Origin of the sequence: Streptosporangium album (assembly GCF_014203795.1) — a bacterium.
GTDB lineage: Bacteria > Actinomycetota > Actinomycetes > Streptosporangiales > Streptosporangiaceae > Streptosporangium > Streptosporangium album.
In genome coordinates, this window is sequence record NZ_JACHJU010000001.1 from 4,355,783 (window position 1) to 4,372,034 (window position 16,252).

Annotated in this window: 12 protein-coding genes, 1 other RNA gene and 1 pseudogene; 11 read left to right on the forward strand and 3 right to left on the reverse strand. The window is 72.1% G+C overall.

The features are described 5' to 3' along the window. The first annotated feature begins 70 nt into the window (after nucleotides 1-70). The 7 genes from smpB to FHR32_RS20935 all read left to right on the forward strand — a co-directional run bounded on the left by smpB (nucleotide 71) and on the right by FHR32_RS20935 (nucleotide 9,065). Nucleotides 71-538: an SsrA-binding protein SmpB gene (smpB, locus tag FHR32_RS20905; protein WP_184755839.1), complete on the forward strand. Its 468-nt coding sequence runs from the start codon at nucleotides 71-73 to the stop codon at nucleotides 536-538. Between the two features lie 2 nt (nucleotides 539-540). Beyond that, the gene (locus FHR32_RS20910) at nucleotides 541-2,427 is read left to right on the forward strand and encodes a penicillin-binding transpeptidase domain-containing protein (protein WP_184755840.1); all 1,887 of its coding nucleotides are present in this window, start codon (nucleotides 541-543) and stop codon (nucleotides 2,425-2,427) included. 339 nt (nucleotides 2,428-2,766) lie between these two features. Further along, nucleotides 2,767-3,151, forward strand: a transfer-messenger RNA (tmRNA) gene (gene ssrA / locus FHR32_RS20915). A gap of 163 nt (nucleotides 3,152-3,314) precedes the next feature. After that, the gene (locus FHR32_RS43035; RefSeq protein WP_221465486.1) at nucleotides 3,315-4,937 is read left to right on the forward strand and encodes a serine/threonine-protein kinase; all 1,623 of its coding nucleotides are present in this window, start codon (nucleotides 3,315-3,317) and stop codon (nucleotides 4,935-4,937) included. A 3-nt stretch (nucleotides 4,938-4,940) separates the two neighbouring features. Next, a complete protein-coding gene (locus FHR32_RS20925) occupies nucleotides 4,941-7,808 on the forward strand; it encodes an AfsR/SARP family transcriptional regulator (protein WP_184755841.1) in 2,868 nt (955 codons plus the stop codon). 77 nt (nucleotides 7,809-7,885) lie between these two features. Then, a complete protein-coding gene (locus FHR32_RS20930) occupies nucleotides 7,886-8,500 on the forward strand; it encodes a hypothetical protein (protein WP_184755842.1) in 615 nt (204 codons plus the stop codon). Continuing rightward, entirely contained in the window at nucleotides 8,484-9,065 is a 582-nt protein-coding gene (locus FHR32_RS20935) for an OmpA family protein (RefSeq protein ID WP_184755843.1), read from the forward strand. The genes FHR32_RS20930 and FHR32_RS20935 overlap by 17 nt, the downstream gene beginning before the upstream one ends. An 18-nt stretch (nucleotides 9,066-9,083) precedes the next feature. On the opposite strand, the gene FHR32_RS20940 is transcribed toward FHR32_RS20935, so the two are convergent. The 3 genes and pseudogenes from FHR32_RS20940 to FHR32_RS47315 all read right to left on the reverse strand — a co-directional run. Beyond that, nucleotides 9,084-10,226: a S1C family serine protease gene (locus FHR32_RS20940; protein ID WP_184755844.1), complete on the reverse strand. Its 1,143-nt coding sequence runs from the start codon at nucleotides 10,224-10,226 to the stop codon at nucleotides 9,084-9,086. 19 nt (nucleotides 10,227-10,245) lie between these two features. Further along, nucleotides 10,246-10,563 (reverse strand): AMP-binding enzyme, encoded by a 318-nt coding sequence (locus tag FHR32_RS47310; RefSeq protein WP_376773375.1) that lies wholly within the window; start codon nucleotides 10,561-10,563, stop codon nucleotides 10,246-10,248. Beyond that, nucleotides 10,515-10,820, reverse strand: a pseudogene (locus FHR32_RS47315) (AMP-binding protein); the annotation flags it as partial. The gene FHR32_RS47310 and the pseudogene FHR32_RS47315, both read right to left, overlap by 49 nt. Before the next feature lie 109 nt (nucleotides 10,821-10,929). Between FHR32_RS47315 and FHR32_RS20950 the strand changes: the two are divergent. From FHR32_RS20950 to FHR32_RS46070, 4 genes are all read left to right on the forward strand, one after another. Then, nucleotides 10,930-11,922 carry a hypothetical protein gene (locus tag FHR32_RS20950; RefSeq protein WP_184755846.1) on the forward strand — a complete coding sequence of 331 codons (993 nt, stop codon included), beginning with the start codon at nucleotides 10,930-10,932 and terminating at the stop codon, nucleotides 11,920-11,922. 54 nt (nucleotides 11,923-11,976) lie between these two features. Beyond that, nucleotides 11,977-14,190 carry an acyl-CoA dehydrogenase family protein gene (locus tag FHR32_RS20955; RefSeq protein WP_184755847.1) on the forward strand — a complete coding sequence of 738 codons (2,214 nt, stop codon included), beginning with the start codon at nucleotides 11,977-11,979 and terminating at the stop codon, nucleotides 14,188-14,190. Between the two features lie 64 nt (nucleotides 14,191-14,254). Then, nucleotides 14,255-15,952, forward strand: a complete 1,698-nt coding sequence (locus FHR32_RS20960) for a hypothetical protein (protein WP_246466240.1) — start codon at nucleotides 14,255-14,257, stop codon at nucleotides 15,950-15,952. A gap of 133 nt (nucleotides 15,953-16,085) precedes the next feature. Next, nucleotides 16,086-16,217: a hypothetical protein gene (locus FHR32_RS46070; RefSeq protein WP_281390880.1), complete on the forward strand. Its 132-nt coding sequence runs from the start codon at nucleotides 16,086-16,088 to the stop codon at nucleotides 16,215-16,217. Nucleotides 16,218-16,252 lie beyond the last annotated feature (35 nt).

The following is a 16,252-nucleotide window of genomic DNA, read 5'->3' on the forward strand; positions in this document are numbered from 1 at the left end:
ACCCGCTCGCCCGGGCGCCCTCCGCGCTCGGGCGCGGCCCGCCGCCCCGGACCCCGGTAGGCTCAGGGACATGCCACGTGAGACCGGGCGGAAGGTCATCGCCCAGAACAAGCGTGCCTGGCACGATTACCACATCGAGGACACCTACGAAGCTGGTCTCGTGTTGCAGGGCACCGAGGTCAAGTCGCTCCGTCTTGGCCGAGCATCCCTCCTCGACGGCTACGCGGTGATCAAGGACGGCGAGGCCTGGTTGATCAACGTCCACATCCCCGAGTACACCATGGGGACATGGACGAACCACGCGGCGCGTCGCACCCGGAAGCTGCTGCTGCACCGTAAGGAGATCGACAAGCTGGTCTCCAAGACCAAGGAGGGCGGCCTCACCCTGGTGCCGCTCGCGATCTACTTCAAGGACGGCAAGGCCAAGATCGAGATTGGTCTTGCGAAGGGCAAGAAGGACTGGGACAAGCGGCAGACGCTGGCCGAGAATCAGGCCAAACGTGAGATGGCCCGCTCGCTGAGGTACAGGAACAGGTAATTGTGACGGGGAAGGCTCGGCGGACCGTTGCCGCGGCGCTCGCGCTGGCGGTGACGGCCCCCATGCTGTCCGCCTGTTTCGAGGAGCCATCGGCTCACGAGGCGGTGCGTGACTTCCTGGTCGGCTGGCAGACGGGCGACTACGACATGGCCGCCCGTCGCACCGACGGGGACCGGAAGGTGGTCCGTCAGGCCCTGGAGGACGCCAAGGTCCACCTTGACGCGGCCTCGTTCCGCTTCAGGCTCAACGGGCTCCGGAACGCGGGGGAGGAGACCGAGGCCGACTTCAGGGCCGAGGTCGACCTCGGGGAGAACAACCCCCTCTGGGAGTACGCAGGCAGGCTCCCGCTCCGTCTGGTGGACGGCCAGTGGAAGGTGCACTGGTCGCCCAGCGTGATCCATCCCCAGCTGCACGAGGGCGAGCGTTTCGCCGTGGACGTCACGCCCTACGGGCGCAGGTCGATCCTCGACCGCACCAACGATCCGCTCCAGCAGCCGGCCACGCTGTACGTGGCGAACGTCATCCCGTCCATGCTGAAGGACGCGGCCGCGGTCTGCCGGCAGCTCTCCAAGATCACTGGATTTCCCCAGGACCGTCTGCTCAGCAAGATCCGTTCGGCGATCCCCAACGCCCAGGTGCCGCTGGTCACCTTCGGCCGTACCAAGTACGCCCAGCTCCGCGTGCAGCTTGAGGCCATCCCCGGTATCAAGATCTCCCCTGAGCCGCTGCTGATCGATCCCGAGTCGCCCACCCAGATCGTGGGCTCCGTCACCGCCGTCACCCCGGAGAGCGAGCAGCAGCTCGGCGGGCCGCAGCGCGCGGGAGACACCGTCGGCCGCAGCGGCCTGCAGAAGGCTTACCAGGAGTACCTCACCGGTTCGACCGAGACCCGCGTGATCACCCTGGACACCAAGACGTCGAAAGAGGTCGCAGAGCTGCGCAAGTGGCCTCCCAGCCGCTCCAACTCCGAGGTGCGCACCACGCTCGACCGCTCCATCCAGCAGGCCGCCGACACCGCGCTGCTCGGCGACGGCGCGCCCGCCATGCTGGTGGCGGTCCAGGCCTCGACCGGTGAGGTGCGGGCCGTCAGCACCACGAAGGAGTACAACCAGGAGAGGCAGGCGCTCGCCGGAAAGTTCCACGCGGGGAGCATCTTCTCGATCATGTCCATCGAGGGGCTGCTCAAGGCCAAGGTGAGCTTCAAGCAGAAGCTCGCCTGCCCGGCCGATCGGACCGTCGGCGGCGCCCAGTTCCACCAGACCGCGGCCCCCGCCGGGAGCACGCTGAGCCTCCAGGGCGCCTTCGCCGGCGGCTGTGTGACCGCGCTGGCCTCGCTGGCCCGCAGGATCGACGGAGCGGAACTGGCGGCCAGTGCGGCCAAGTTCGGTATCGGCGCGCCCTGGACCCTGCCGTTGAAGACCTTCAGCGGCAGGGTGAGTCCCCTGAAGAACGACGCCGCCACGGCCAAGGCCATCGCCGGGCAGAACGTCCTGGTCAGCCCGCTCTCCATGGCCCTGGTGGCCGGGGCGGTCGCCTCGGGCACCTGGCGGCCTCCCGTCCTGGTCACCGACCCGAAGACAGCGGACCCCTCGGCCGAGGCCGCTCCGCCGAAGGCGCCGGCCCCGATCGAGATCGACGCGAAGACGGTCAGCACCCTCAAGTCGCTCATGCGTGCCGGCGTGACCTCGGGCTCGGCCCGTGCGGCCGCTGCGGCGGGCGACCCGGTCTACGGCATCACCGCCTCCGCCACCCAGGGGCGCAAGCCGATGGCCTGGTTCGTCGGCTGGCAGGAGGACGTGGCGGTGGCGGTGCTGGCGCAGAGTTCCGACTCCACGGCGGGGGCGGCCATCGCGGGGAGGTTCTTCCAGGGCCTGCACGCCAGGCTGTAGCTCAGCGGAATTTTCTCCTCACTCCAGGCAACCATCGCGCGCCTCGTCTGCGTCTTTCCAGATGACTGAGCACCGCTCGGGGGTTGCGGACTCAGTCGCCGTGACGAGATCAGGGCCCCGTCTCGGGGGAGGCTTTGGCCGTCCGAACCGGCTCGATTCTGCCGGTCGACCCCGGGGACGTGTGCGATCAATGCCGCGTTCCCGGGGTTTCGGCGCCTCCCGTACGGCCTCCCGGCCCCGAAACGGCTGACCGGCAGGGAATTCAGTTGGCGTTACCCGTGTTGTAACAGGTATCTTCGGATGGCTCGATCCTTCGGGACCGGGTTGACAACTCAACAGGGGGGTGACTGGTTTCGACTTTGGCTTTGCAATTCAGGGGAAGCGGGTCGAGGACTGCGGACATAACCTCGTTAACACTGTGACCGCGACCAACAAGTGCCAATAAGACGCACTCCGAAGTCAGCCAGGGCAACCTGGCACTCGCCGCCTAAGCAGCGAGTGACTTCTGCCGGCCCGGGAGCGCCTCCGGCCCGGATCCGGCATCGCTAGGAGGCTCAACCGATCGACCCGGCCACGGGGAAGATCGGGAAAACAGACAGTGGCTGAGCCCGTCGGCGTCTTGCCTGCGTGATCGCCGGGGCTGAGAAAAGCAGAGCAGGCTGTGCCCGGAGAAGCCCTGTTTTGGAGTTGAAGGACGCGGGTTCGATTCCCGCCACCTCCACCCCCGTTCCGCATTCGAAACGTGTGGAACAGATCGTCCAAGGGCGGTCGGTCGGCGATGTCGCCGGTCCGGCCGCCCTTGATCTCTGTCTGGGCGAAGTCCTCATCCGTCTGCCGGTGGAGCGTCGGAAAGTGGGACGAACGTCGGGAAAGCTAGGCTAACCCCGATGAATCCTTCGGAACAGGCCGCACCAGGCGATTCGCAGGTGATCGGCGGCTACGTGCTCCGGCGCGTGCTCGGGCGTGGCGGCATGGGCACCGTACATCTCGCCACCACCCCGACCGGCGGCCTGGCCGCGGTGAAGGTGATCAATCCGGAGCTGGCGCGCGACCCGGCCTTCCGGTGGCGTTTCGAGCGTGAGGTCGCGGCGGCCCGCCTGGTGGCCCGGTTCTGTACGGCCCCCGTGCTGGACGCCGGGCTCGACGGGGATGTGGCCTACCTCGTCACCGAATACGTCAAGGGGCCCGACCTGGCGCACGCCGTAAGGGACCAGGGGCCGATGAACGGCTCCGACCTGGAGGCCCTGGCGGTCGGCATCGCGGTGGCACTGAACGCGATCCACGGGGCCGGGGTGATCCACCGGGATCTCAAGCCGTCGAACGTCCTGCTCTCCCCGCTGGGTCCGCGTGTGATCGACTTCGGGATCGCCAAGCTGGTCGACGGAGACAGTCTGGCGAGCCAGGCGATCCTGGGGACGCCCGCGTTCATGGCCCCCGAGCAGGTGCGCGGGGAGGCGCTCACCGAGGCGGCCGACATCTACGCCTGGGGCGGGGTGATCGTGTTCGCGGGGACCGGGCGGTTGCCGTTCGGCGGTGGGGCGCCGGCGGAGGTCCTCTACCGGATCGTCAACGAGGGGCCGCACCTCGACGGGCTGGACGGGCGGATGCGCGGCTTCGTCGAGCGGGCCATGGCCAAGGACCCGGCGAGGCGGCCAAGCGCCCAGGAACTGCTCGGTGAGCTGGTCGGCGGCCGGGACATGACACCGGCGACGGCCACCCGGGTGGTCGAGCGGACCTGGACCGGCCGGCCTCCGGCCGTGGCCGGAGGCCGGCCGCAGGACATGTCCGGGCAGTCCGGGCCGGGTGGCACCGGAGCGGCGGGGCGTGGCCGGTCGACGGAGGTCTCCCGGAGCGGGCGGCGGAGGCCGCTGCTCGCCGGGCTGGCCGTTCTGGCCGTGGCGGCCGGGGCGGCGGCGTGGTGGGCCGTGGGGAGGCCCGGCGAGGAGTGGCCGTTCCACGCCGGCTTCGGCGCCGCGGACCACTCCTGGGAGGTGGGGTCCACCGAGGCCGGGCGCGCGGAGGTCACCGGCGGCGCCTATCTCCTGACGGTGAAACCGGGCTGGCGGCTGTGGAAGTCGGCTCCGGGACCGGCCGAGCCCGAAGAGGGAGTGGTCATCAGCAGCGCGGCCCGCCTGACCGAGGGCGCGGGAGAGTTCGGCGTCTGGTGCCGGGGTGACTCCGGCAGCGGTGACCGCTACGAGTTCGCGGTCAACGGCGCGGGGACGGTCTCGATCACCAAGCGCCAGACCGGACAGAAGGCCACAGTCCTGTACGGGCCGGTCAAAAACGCGAACATCAAGGAGTCGGCGGACAATCGCATCGTCGCCGAATGCCGTCCCGACGGGGCGAAGCTCGCCCTGCGGATGTGGGTCAACGAGGCGTTCGCCGGCGAGGCCGCCGACGACGCCCCCCACGCCCCCGGGCGGACCGGTCTGTACGCGGCACCGGACGGCGACGCGGAGATACGGGTGAGGTTCGGCTCGTTCGACCTGCGCCGGGCGGGCGGGTAGCGCGTGCGGTTCGGCCTGCTGGGTCCCCTTCAGATCTTTGACGGCGACCGGATCCTGGCGCCGCCCGGTCCGGCCAAGCACCGTGCGGTCCTGGCCGCCCTGTTGCTGGGCGCGGGGCAGGTCGTGACGCTTGACCGGCTGGTCGCCGTGGTGTGGGGGGAGAACCCGCCGGCCTCCGCCGAGCCGGTGCTGCGGGTCTACGTGAGCGCCCTGCGCCGTCTGGTCGGGGCCGAGACCATCCGTACGGCTCCCGGCGGTTACCTGATCGCCGTCACCCCCGACCAGGTGGACGCGCACCGGTTCGACCGCATGGTGGAGAGGGCGCGCCGGAGCCGCGACGCGGGGAGGGCGGCCGAGGCCGCCGACGAGCTGCGCACCGCCCTGGGACTGTGGCGCGGACCGGCGCTGGCCGACGTCGACTCCGGCGAGTTGCGGCGGACGCACGCCGTACGTCTCGAAGAGCTGCGTCTCAGCGCGACCGAGGAGCGTGTCGACCTCGATCTCGCGCTCGGACGACACGGTGAGGTCGTCGGCGAGCTCCGCGCGCTCGTGGCCGCTCACCCGCTCAGGGAACGCGCGTGGGGACAGCTGGTCCTCGCGTTGCACCGGGGAGGGAGGCGTTCGGAGGCGCTCGGGGCCTACCAGGACGTCCGCCGTCTGCTGGTGGAGGAGCTCGGGCTGGAACCGGGTCCCGAGCTGCGGGCCGCCCACGACAGGGTGCTGGCGGGAGAGGGCCCGGAGCCCGGTGCCCGCACGCGGGAGGCGCCGCACGAGACGCCGCCCGACATCGCCGACTTCACCGGCCGCGCGCAGGTCCTGAGTTGGATCACCGGGGAGACGCCCGCCGCCGGGGGTGCTCCGGTGCATCTGGTGCTGCACGGTCCCGCCGGTTCGGGCAAGAGCGCCGTGGCCGTCCGCGCGGCCACGCTGCTGGGGGCGCGGTTCCCCGGCGGCCGTCTGTACGCGGCGCTGCGTGCGGGTGACCGGCCGGTCGGCGCCGGCGCCGTGCTGGAGGACCTGCTGCGCTCTCTCGGCTGCCCCGAAGGCGCCGTCCCCGCCGGTATCGAGGACCGGGTGCGGCTCTACCGCAGCATGACGGCCACCCGCCGGCTGCTGGTGGTGCTGGACGACGCCGCCGACGAGTCCCAGGTCAGGCCGCTGCTGCCGACGGGGCCGGGGTGCCTGACGCTGGTGACCAGCAGGTCCCCGCTGTACGGGCTGGAGGCCTCCCGTGCCTTCGAGCTCGGCGTGCTCGATCTCGCCGAGTCGGTGGCGATGCTGGCCGGGGTGGCGGGGGAGCCGCGCGTGCGGGCCGAGCCGCAGGCCGCCCGGCGGATCGCCGAGCTGTGCGGCGGGCTTCCGCTGGCGCTGCGGATCGCGGGGTCCCGGCTGGCCAGGCGGCCCGGCTGGACCCTGGAACACCTGGCCGGGCGGCTGGAGGACGAGCGCGTGCGCCTGGACGAGCTGGCCGCGGGAGACCTGGCGGTGCGGAGCAGCCTCGGTCTCGGCTATCGCGGCCTGGCGGAGGAGGAGCAGCGGCTGCTGCGACGCCTGGGGGCGCTGTCGGCGCCTGACGTGGCGCCGTGGGCCGCCGCGGCGGTGTTCGGCGGCCTGCGGGTGGACCGGATCCTGGAGGAGCTGGCGGGGACGGGTCTGCTCCAGTCGAGGGGGCTGGACGACGCGGGTCAGGAGCGGTACGGCCGGCATGATCTGACCCGGCTCTATGCCGCCGAACGCCTCGCCGAGGAGGAGGGTACGGCGGCGCGGGTGCTCGCCGTGCTCGCGCGTGAGGTCCTGGAGCGGGTCCGGCGGGCCCGTGCCCTGCTGCTGCCCGCCGAGCCGGGTACCGGCCGGACCGTCGCCCACACGGCGGGGCAGAGCGTGGCCGTGGAGACGACGCACCTGCGTGAGTCGGCCCGGTGGCTCGCGGCCGAACGGGGGTTCCTGGTCGCCGCCGTCGCGGACTTCCACCGCGCGGGGCTGGCCGAGGCGGCCTGGCGGCTGGCGTTCTACCTGACACCGTTCTTCGAGCTGCGCGCGCATCACGAGGACTGGTACGCGACGAACCGGATCGGACGGGAGGCGGCGCGGCTGGCGGGCCACCGTCACGGCGAGGCGCTGTTGCTGAGGGCACTGGGTGACCTGTACCGGATCGAGGGGCGCCTGGACGACGCCGCGCGGGCGCTCCAGGCGGCGCTGTCCCATTTCCGGGATCTCGCGGACGGGGCCGAGGAGGCGCGTGCGCGCTACCGGCTCGGCCTGGTCCTCATCGCCCAGGATCGTCCGGCCGAGGCGGAACGGTCCCTGGCGGAGTGTCTGGCCGCGTTCGAGGCGGCCGGTGACGCGCGTGGCCGGGCGGACGCGCTGCGCTCGCTGGGTTCGGTACGGCGGGCTGAGGACCTGCTGGCGGCCGGCCTCGACGCCTACCGGGAACTGGGCGACCCCCGGGGTGAGGCGGCGGCACTGCGCGAACTGGCCCTTCTCCACCTGGATCGGCGGCGTCTGCCCGCCGCCCGTGACTGTGCCGAGCGTGCCCTCCGCGCCGACCGGCGGCTGGGTGACCGGCTGCCCGAGGCGTCGAGCCTCGTGCTGCTGGCTCGCGTGGCGCGCGCCGAGGGCGTGCCGGAGGCGGCGCGGACGACGGTGGAGGAGGCTCTGTCGATCTTCAAGGAGTACGGCGACCGCCGTGGAGCCGCCCACGCGCTGCTCGTCCTGGCCGGTGCGGACCTCGACATCGACGAGATTGATGGGGCTTTTGCTGCGATTTCCAGTGCTACAGAAGGGTTCGATATCCTCGGCGACCAGCGAGGTTCGGCTGAGGCGGCGGAGCTCATGCGGGAGGCGCGTCGCCGCCGCGGCCTGTGGACATAGCGGGCTATACGCATCCTGAAGGTCAGCTCACTACATTCATATCCGACCACAACCCCGACAAGCAGAGGTGGCAGAGGATGCGAAGGAAGATCGCACTCGCCGTGGCCGCTCCCGGGCTGGCGGTGGCCCTGACGGCGTGCGGCGCGCTCGGCGGCCTGCAGGGCAGCGGCGGCCAGGAACGCCAGTCCCGGCAGGCGGCCGAGACGGTCGCCACCGGCGCTCCGTCGGAGGCGCCGAAGGACCAGGCCCCGTCCGGGGACGCGGCGAGCGCGCCGTCCCAGCAGGGGGAGGTGATCGCCACCCGCGACGTCAAGGCCGGCGGGGCCGAGCTGACCGTGGACATCACGGGGCTCCGGCGGCAGGGACGGCTGATCACGCTGAGCTGGACCGTCACCAACACCGGCGACACCGACTGGGAAATGAGCAGCCAGTTGGGAGACACGCCCGCCTATCTCGGCCTGACGGTCGCCGGGGTGAGCCTCGTCGACACCGCGAACGCCAAGCGTTACCGGGTCGCCCGCACCGGCGAGCGGGGCACCGCCAAGTGCGTGTGCTCGGACTACGACATCACCACCGCCCCCGGGGAGGTCCTCCCGCTGTACGCGACGTACGCCGCGCCGCCGCCGGACGTGCAGAAGATCAACGTGGAGATGCCCGTCCTCGGGGTGTTCACCGATGTCCCGATCTCCTGAGCCCGTCCGGCATGTCCTGGGCGCCGCGGCGCTGGCCGTGGCGCTCGTCGCCGGGGTCGCACCGGCGGCGTGGGCGGAGCCGGATCCGCCGGCCGAAGCCACGGCGCCGGTGGACGACCTCATCCTGCCGGTCGACGACATCCTGGCCGAGATCGAGTCCCTGGACGGCAGCGAGAGCGAGTCCAAGCAGGGGCAGACGGTCACCCTGGCGCTCACCAGCGACGTGCTCTTCGCCCTCGACAGGGCCGCGCTGACGGCCAGGGCGACGGCACGGCTGGGGAAGGTCGCGGGGAAGATCAAGCAGGAGTCGGCCGGAGGGTTGATCAAGATCATGGGACACACCGACGACCAGGGCGCCGACGCCTACAACGACCGGCTGTCCCTGCGGCGGGCGCAGGCCGTGCAGGAAGGGCTGCGGGAGCTGCTGGCCGGGCAGGGCGTGACCTTCCAGGCCGCCGGCTTCGGCGAGCGGCGGCCGAAGGTGCCGAACGTCGTCGACGGCCGGCCATCCGAGGAGAACCGGGCCAGGAACCGCCGCGTCGAGATCGTCTTCACCGCCAGGTGACCTCCGCCCGGCCGCCGTTCAGCCGCCCGGGAGTTCGCTCAGCCGTACGGTGACCGTGGAGTTGGAGCCGTCGGGGCGCATGATCGTGACCTTGGCCCGGTCGCCGGGGTTGAGGGTGCTGAGGACCTCCGACAGGGCCTGCGTCGTCGGGGTGGGCTTGTCGTTGATCGAGGCGATCAGGTCGCCCGCTCTGATGCCCGCCTGGGCGGCGCTGCCGCCCGGCGTCACGCGGGCGACGCCGACGCCCACCGGCTGACCCTCGCTGTCGACCACCGTCTGCACGGTGACGCCCAGGGCGGCCCGGTGGGTGTTGGTGACCTTGCCGTTCTTGATGATCTGCCGGGCGATGTCCGTGGCGGTGTTGGACGGGATGGCGAAGCCGATGCCGGGGGCCTGCCCTCCGCCGAGCTCGGGGTTGACGGCGGTCAGGGTCGGGATGCCGATGACCTGGCCGGAGAGGTTGACCAGGGCGCCACCGCTGTTGCCGGGGTTGATCGCGGCCGAGGTCTGGATGGCGCCGGTGATCGTGGCACCGGGGGACTCGCTGTCGGTGGGTTCGCTGATCGTACGGCCGAGCGCGGAGACGATGCCGTTGGTGACGCTGCCGGACAGGCCCAGGGGGTTGCCCATGGCCAGTACGATCTGGCCGACCCGCAGCCGGGCGGAGTCGCCGAACACGGCCGGTCTGAGGCCGGCGGGATCGTCGACTTTGATCACGGCCAGGTCGCCGAGGTTGAAGGCCTTCACGAGCTTGGCCGTCCGGGAGGCGCCACCGCTGGCGAGCGTCACCTGGAAACGCTTGGCCCGGCCGACCACGTGGGCGTTGGTGACGATGTGCCCGGAGCCGTCGAAGACGATGCCCGAACCGAGTCCGTTGTCCGTGGTGATCTGCACGATGGAGGGCAGCACTCCCGCGATGACCTCCTCGTACTTCCTCTCCAGGATCGCCGCCCCGTCCCGGGCCGACGGCGGGGTCGGCGAGGGGGCCGGCGATGAGGCCCGGGGCGGCGCCGACGACGGAGCCGGCGGTGAGGCCCGGGGCGGGGTGCTGGGCGCGTCGGTGGACACACCGGACAGCTGTGATCGCGTGGTCTGCCCGCAGCCGGCGAGTGCTATGGCGGCGGCGGCGAACAGCGCGATACGTGAGGTCGATCCACCCATGTAGGTATATCTGCCCAGCTCACAGTGGAAGATACGTCTCGCGGAGATTGCTCCGGCTGAGCTTCCCGGTGGGGGTGCGTGGCAGCCGGTCACGATACTCGATCACACGGGGGTGCTTGAGGCGCGCCAGCCGGGGCACGCAGTGGGCCAGCAGGTCGGCGGCGAGGCCGGGACCGGGCTCGGCGCCGGGGGCCGGCTGGACCAGGGCGACGACCCGCTGTCCCCACCCCCCGGGGAACCGTCCGGGACGGCCCCCGCGTGACGCTCGGGGCCGCCGACCACGCGTGCCGCGCAGTCGGCGACGATGTAACCGATCTCCTCGGAGGTGTAGTGCCAGTTCACCGGGACGTGATAGGCGCCGATCTGGTAGGTCGCGAGCATCATCGTGACCGCGTCCGTCCCGTTGGGCAGCACCGTCACCACGGTGTCACCGGGGCGGACGCCGCGGGCGACGAGGCCGTGGGAGACCTGGTTGACCCGGTCGTGGAGCTCGCCGTATGTCGTGGTGGTGTCCGCGGCGACGGCGACACGTGCGGGGTCGGCCGCGGCGATCTCGTAGAAGCCCCTCATGGGCGCGACCATACAGAACGACATTCTGTTTGTGGAAGGCGAATGTCCGTGCCATGGAAAATGGTCGCCTCGTGGCTTAAGTGTAATTGTGACGCGGTGTATCGATCAGGGCGGGTGACGTAATGTGACGCCTATGGCGGACGTTGGTGGAAACTCCTCTGGGCGCTCTCAGGAGAGATACGTCCCCTCTTATGAGGCGCTCACGGCACCAATACCCGTCGTCCGCGACGAAGACGGCACGATGGTCGGCACCCGGGTGCCCCGGCGATTCCCCGTCGGGGACGGCGAGGAGACCGTGCTCGTCCCCCGCCGCGACCCCGATGGATCGTTCCCCGAGCCCGGCCAGAGCCCCCCGGAGTTCACCGTGGCCGGTGGCCCCGCGGCGGGGCGGACCGGCCCGCCGGCCCACCGGGGGAGCACCCGGATCCGGGCCGCCTACAGCGTCGCCGCCGCCGTCGTCACCGCGGCCGCGGTCGTCCTGACCTTCGTGCTGTTCTCCGGAGACGAGCCCGACGACTCCGTACGGCTCCCGCAGGCCGACGCGGCCACCGAGCCGATGCGTCCCCAGGCCGCGCCCACGATCACGCTGCCCGGACTGCCCAGGGTGAGGGCCCTGCAGCCACTGCCCGGCACGCCGAGCCCGGTGCTGGGCGCGATGACCGACGCCAGGGCCGCGATCACCTACGTCAAGCTGGGCAAGCCGTGGGCGGTCAGGGCCATCCCGTCGTTCTCCGTCGGCCAGCAGGTGGGCGCGGTACGGCTGCCGTCCACGATGGCCGCCTCCGGGCCGCTCCCCGGCGCGGCGCCCGCCACCGCCCTGAAGACGGGCGCCGACTTCCGCAAGGCGGCGCTGAGCGCGGTCAGGTGGACGATCCGCAACCACTACCCGGCGGGCAGCAAGGTCACCTGGACCGCTTCGCAGCAGCCGGCCACGGGCAAGGGCTGGACGTTGGGCTACCGGGTGACCTATCAGGTGAAGGGGAGGCAGCACGCCTCGCAGGCGGCGCTCGCGCTGCTGGATGTGGGCCGCAGGAAGCCCGCCATGCTCTTTGTGACCGTGTCCGACACCAACAAGCAGCTCTGGGCTGATATCGCACCTCTGGTGGCCAGCGCCCGCGCATTGTGATGGAAGTACATTCTAGAATATGGTTCTGCCATTGAACCGTTTCTGGAGGCTTTCATGGCGATCGGGTTGAGCGAGGAGCACGAGGCGCTCCGCGAGTCGGTGAGCGGCTGGGCGGAGCGGAACATCCCATCCTCGGCCGTGCGCGCGGCCATCACGGCCGAGGGCGGAGGGCGCCCCGCCTTCTGGTCCGGCCTGGCCGATCAGGGGCTCCTCGGTCTCCACCTGCCGGAGGAGCACGGCGGCAGCGGGTACGGCCTGCTGGAGACCGCCGTCGCCATCGAGGCTCTCGGCGAGCGGGCCGCCCCCGGTCCCTACGTCCCCACCGTGTTCGCCAGCGCGGCGATCCTGGCCTCCGACGGCAAGGCCCATGCCGAGCTCCTCCCCGGTCTCGCCGACGGCACGCTGACCGGCGCGGTCGCCCTGACCGGCTCGATCACCGGCAGCCGGGATGAGGACGGCACGCTGACCATCGGCGGCACCGCCGAGCCGGTTCTGGGCGGCGCGCTCGCCGACGTCCTCCTCCTCCCGGTCCACACCGACCGGGGAGAGGAGTGGGTCGCGCTGGACGCCTCCCAGGCCACCGTCACCCCGGTCAGGTCGCTCGACCTCACCCGCGGTGTGGCCAGGGTGGAGCTGGAGGCGGTGACCGTGCCGGCGGGGCGGGTGCTGGACGGCCTGGAGGGCCCCGCGGTCCTCAACCTCGCCGCGATCCTGTTCGGTGCCGAGGCCGCGGGCGTCGCGTCCTGGTGCGTGAGCGCCGCGTCGGACTACGCCAAGGTGCGCGTGCAGTTCGGCCGGCCGATCGGCCAGTTCCAGGGCGTGAAGCACAAGGCCGCCCGGATGCTCGTCGCCCTGGAGCAGGCCCGCGCCACCGTGTGGGACGCCACCCGCGCCGCGGCCGAGGACGCGGCCGGAGGGGAGGCCGCCTACACCGCCGCGATCGCGGGGGTGGTCGCCCCCGACGCCGCGGTGCAGTGCGCCAAGGACGCCGTGCAGATCTTCGGCGGCATCGGCTACACCTACGAGCACGACGCCCACCTCTACTATCGCCGCGCGCTGACCCTGCGGGCGCTGCTCGGCTCCTCCGCGGACTGGGCCGAGTCCGTCGCCGAGCTGGCGCTGAGCGGCGTCAGCCGGGAGCTGGAGGTCGACCTGCCGGACGACGCCGCCGCGCTGCGCGAGGAGATCCGGGCGGAGATCGCCGAGATCGCCAAGCTGGAGGGCAGGGAGCAGAAGCGGGCACTGGCCGAGGGCGGCTATGTCATGCCGCACCTGGCCCGGCCGTGGGGCCGTGACGCCAGGCCGCTGGAGCAGGTCCTCATCTTCCAGGAGCTCAAGGCCGCCCGCGTCAAGCTGCCTCAGATGATCATCGGTGCCTGGGTGGTCCCGTCGATCGCCGCGTACGGCACGCCCGAGCAGCAGGCGCGCTTCCTGCCCGCCACGCTGAGCGGCGAGATGATCTGGTGCCAGCTCTTCTCCGAGCCGGGCGCCGGTTCCGACCTCGCCTCGCTGCAGATGAAGGCCGAGAAGGTCGAGGGCGGCTGGAAGCTCAACGGCCAGAAGATCTGGACCTCGGTCGCCCACGTCGCCGAGTGGGGCATCTGCGTCGCCCGCAACTCGTCGGCGGGTTCCAAGCACGACGGCATCACCTACTTCCTGGTCGACATGAAGGGCCAGGGCGTCACGGTCCGGCCGCTGACCGAGATGACCGGCGAGAACCTGTTCAACGAGGTCTTCTTCGACGACGTGTTCGTCCCGGACGAGCAGGTCGTCGGCGAGGTCGGCCAGGGCTGGAAGGTGGCCCGCAACACCCTGTCCAACGAGCGGGTCTCGCTCTCCTCGGGCTCCGGCGGCTCCGGCTCGTCGGTCCCCGACCTGGTCGGGCTGGCCGGGCGGATCGGCCGCGAACTCACCCCCGTCGAGCGGCAGGAACTGGCCCGCGTGGTCTGCGAGGGGCACTCGATCAACGCCCTCGGCCTGCGGGTGACGCTCAAGCAGCTCACCGGGGCCGAGCCGGGTGCCGACGCCTCGGTCCGCAAGCTCCTGTCCACCTCGCACGCCCAGCACGTCTCGGAGTGCGCGGTCGGGCTGCTCGGCGCCTCCGCCGTGGTCGCCGCCGACATGAAGCTCGGCGACGCGGGCTACTGGAACCGGGCCGTGCTGGCCACCCGCGCCATGACCATCTACGGCGGGACCACCGAGGTGCAGCTCAACATCATCGGTGAGCGCATGCTGGGGCTGCCCCGCGATCCGGAGCCAGGCAAGTAGTCACGTGAGACGGTGCCTCCGGATGTGTCCGCGCATCCGGAGGCACCCCGTAAGGTCGGTCACCATGCGGAGCGGCTGGGGCGAGACGGCGGAGCGGCTCGCGCCCGCCCTGCTCGGGCTGCTGCTCGGGCTGCTGGCTCTCGGTCCCGCGCTGGGGCCGGGATTCGTGCTCAGGTACGACATGGTGTTCGTGCCCGACCCGCCGCTCGTCCTGCCGGGACAGGGGTTCCCCCGGGCGGTCCCCAGCGACCTGGTGGTCGCCCTGATCTCGCGGATCGCGCCCGCCCAGGTCGTCCAGAAGGCGATCCTGATCGGGATCTTCGTGCTGGCCGCGTCGGGCGCGGCCGCGCTGGTGCCCTCGAGGCGTCTGGGGCCACGGCTGGCCGCGGCGGCCTTCTACGCCTGGAACGCCTACCTCGCCCAGCGGCTCCTGCTCGGCCAGTGGGCGCTGCTGCTGGGAGTCGCCGGACTGCCCTGGGCGGTGCGTGCGGTGGTGCTCGGCGGGCGGGCGCGCCTGGCCGCCGCGCTGCTACCGGCGGCGGTGGGCGGGTTCCAGGCGATGCTGGTCTCCGCGCTGACGCTGCTCGCCACGGCGGCGACCTCCCCGCCGCCCGCCGAGCGCGAGGTCCCCGAGCGCGCGGCTTCCGCCCGGGGGCCCGGAGGCCCCGGGGCGAGGGTACGGCGGGTGACGGAGGTCGTCCTGGTCGTGGGGGTGCTGAGCCTGCCGTGGCTGGTGCCCGCCCTGCTCAGCCGGGCCGTCACCGGCCCCGCGGGGGCCGAGGCGTTCGCCGCCCGGGCCGACGGGCCGCTGGGGACGGTGGGGAGCCTGCTGTCGCTCGGAGGGATCTGGAACGCCAACGCCGTCGTGCCGGGACAGGGAACATGGTGGTCGGCGACCGTGCGGCTGGTGCTGGCGGCGGTCGCGGTCTGGGGATTCACCCGGCTGTCCGGCCCGTGGTCCGGGCCGTACGGCGGCGCGGGGCGGAGGGTTCCCGCACCCGGTGCCGCGCGGGCGGAGGCCGGGCGGGGGAGGGCCCGTTCCGGCGTCGCCGGACGGGGGGAGGCGCCGCCGTACCGGGCCGGGCTGGCGGTGGCGGCGGGGGCCGGGCTGGCGGTCGCCCTGGCGGGGGCCTTCGCGCCCGGCCCGCTGGGTGGCCTGATCGCCTGGTGGCCCGGGTTCGGGCCGCTCCGGGACGGCCAGCTCTACCTCGCCCCGTTCGCCCTGCTCCAGGCGGTGGGCCTGGCCTGCGTCGTCGCGCGCTGGAACTCGCGTGCCGTCGCGGCCGTCGCGGTGGCCATCCCGGTCCTGGTCCTGCCCACCTTCGCGCTGGGTGCCTTCGGCCGGCTGTCGCCGGCCGACTACCCGGACGAGTGGCGCCGGGTCCAGGCGATCGTGAACGCCGACCCGGCGCCGGGGGCGCTGCTGTCGCTGCCGTGGGGGGCGCACCGGGCGTTCGCGTGGAACCACCGCCGGATCATCCTCGATCCGGCGACCAAGATGTTCCGGCGCCGGGTGCTCTGGAACGACGCGCTGCTGGTGGGCCTGCCCGGCGGGGCCCGGCTGCGGGTCGCGGCGGAGGACCCCGTGGTGGCCGCGGCGGAGGCGGCGCTCCGTGCCGGGCCGGGCGGGCGGGCGGCCGCGCTGGCGCGGCTGGGGGTCCGCTACGTCCTCGCCCAGGCGGGCGATAACACGTTCCATGGCGCCACGACGGTGTTCCAGGGACGCGAGATCCGCCTCCTGCGCCTTGCTCCGCCCTCCTGAGCCGGATGTATCCCCAGCTCCTGGAAGTACCCAGCGGTAACTTTCTTTGTCACGGTTTCACTAAGCCTATGGCTTATGAGATGAATCACGTTCTACTCTCGGCACACTGTCCGGTGTTTGGAGGGAGAGCTCAGTGATACGCGTGATCACAGCCCTGGCCGTTGGGGCAATCCTCGCGGTCGGCGCCTCCGTGGCGGTGGTGAACGTGGCCTCGCCCACCCCCGAGGCCCCCAACCGTCCCCTGTACAACTACGGCGACAGGTGATCTGAGGGGCCGATCGAAGGCCCTTCGACACCGTT

Coding starts and splice junctions, on each gene's coding strand:
- smpB (WP_184755839.1), top strand. CDS start 71: ATGCCACGTGAGACCGGGCGGAAGGTCATCGCCCAGAACAAGCGTGCC.
- FHR32_RS43035 (WP_221465486.1), top strand. CDS start 3,315: ATGAATCCTTCGGAACAGGCCGCACCAGGCGATTCGCAGGTGATCGGC.
- FHR32_RS20930 (WP_184755842.1), top strand. CDS start 7,886: ATGCGAAGGAAGATCGCACTCGCCGTGGCCGCTCCCGGGCTGGCGGTG.
- FHR32_RS20935 (WP_184755843.1), top strand. CDS start 8,484: ATGTCCCGATCTCCTGAGCCCGTCCGGCATGTCCTGGGCGCCGCGGCG.
- FHR32_RS20940 (WP_184755844.1), bottom strand. CDS start 10,226: ATGGGTGGATCGACCTCACGTATCGCGCTGTTCGCCGCCGCCGCCATA.
- FHR32_RS20950 (WP_184755846.1), top strand. CDS start 10,930: ATGGCGGACGTTGGTGGAAACTCCTCTGGGCGCTCTCAGGAGAGATAC.
- FHR32_RS20955 (WP_184755847.1), top strand. CDS start 11,977: ATGGCGATCGGGTTGAGCGAGGAGCACGAGGCGCTCCGCGAGTCGGTG.
- FHR32_RS20960 (WP_246466240.1), top strand. CDS start 14,255: ATGCGGAGCGGCTGGGGCGAGACGGCGGAGCGGCTCGCGCCCGCCCTG.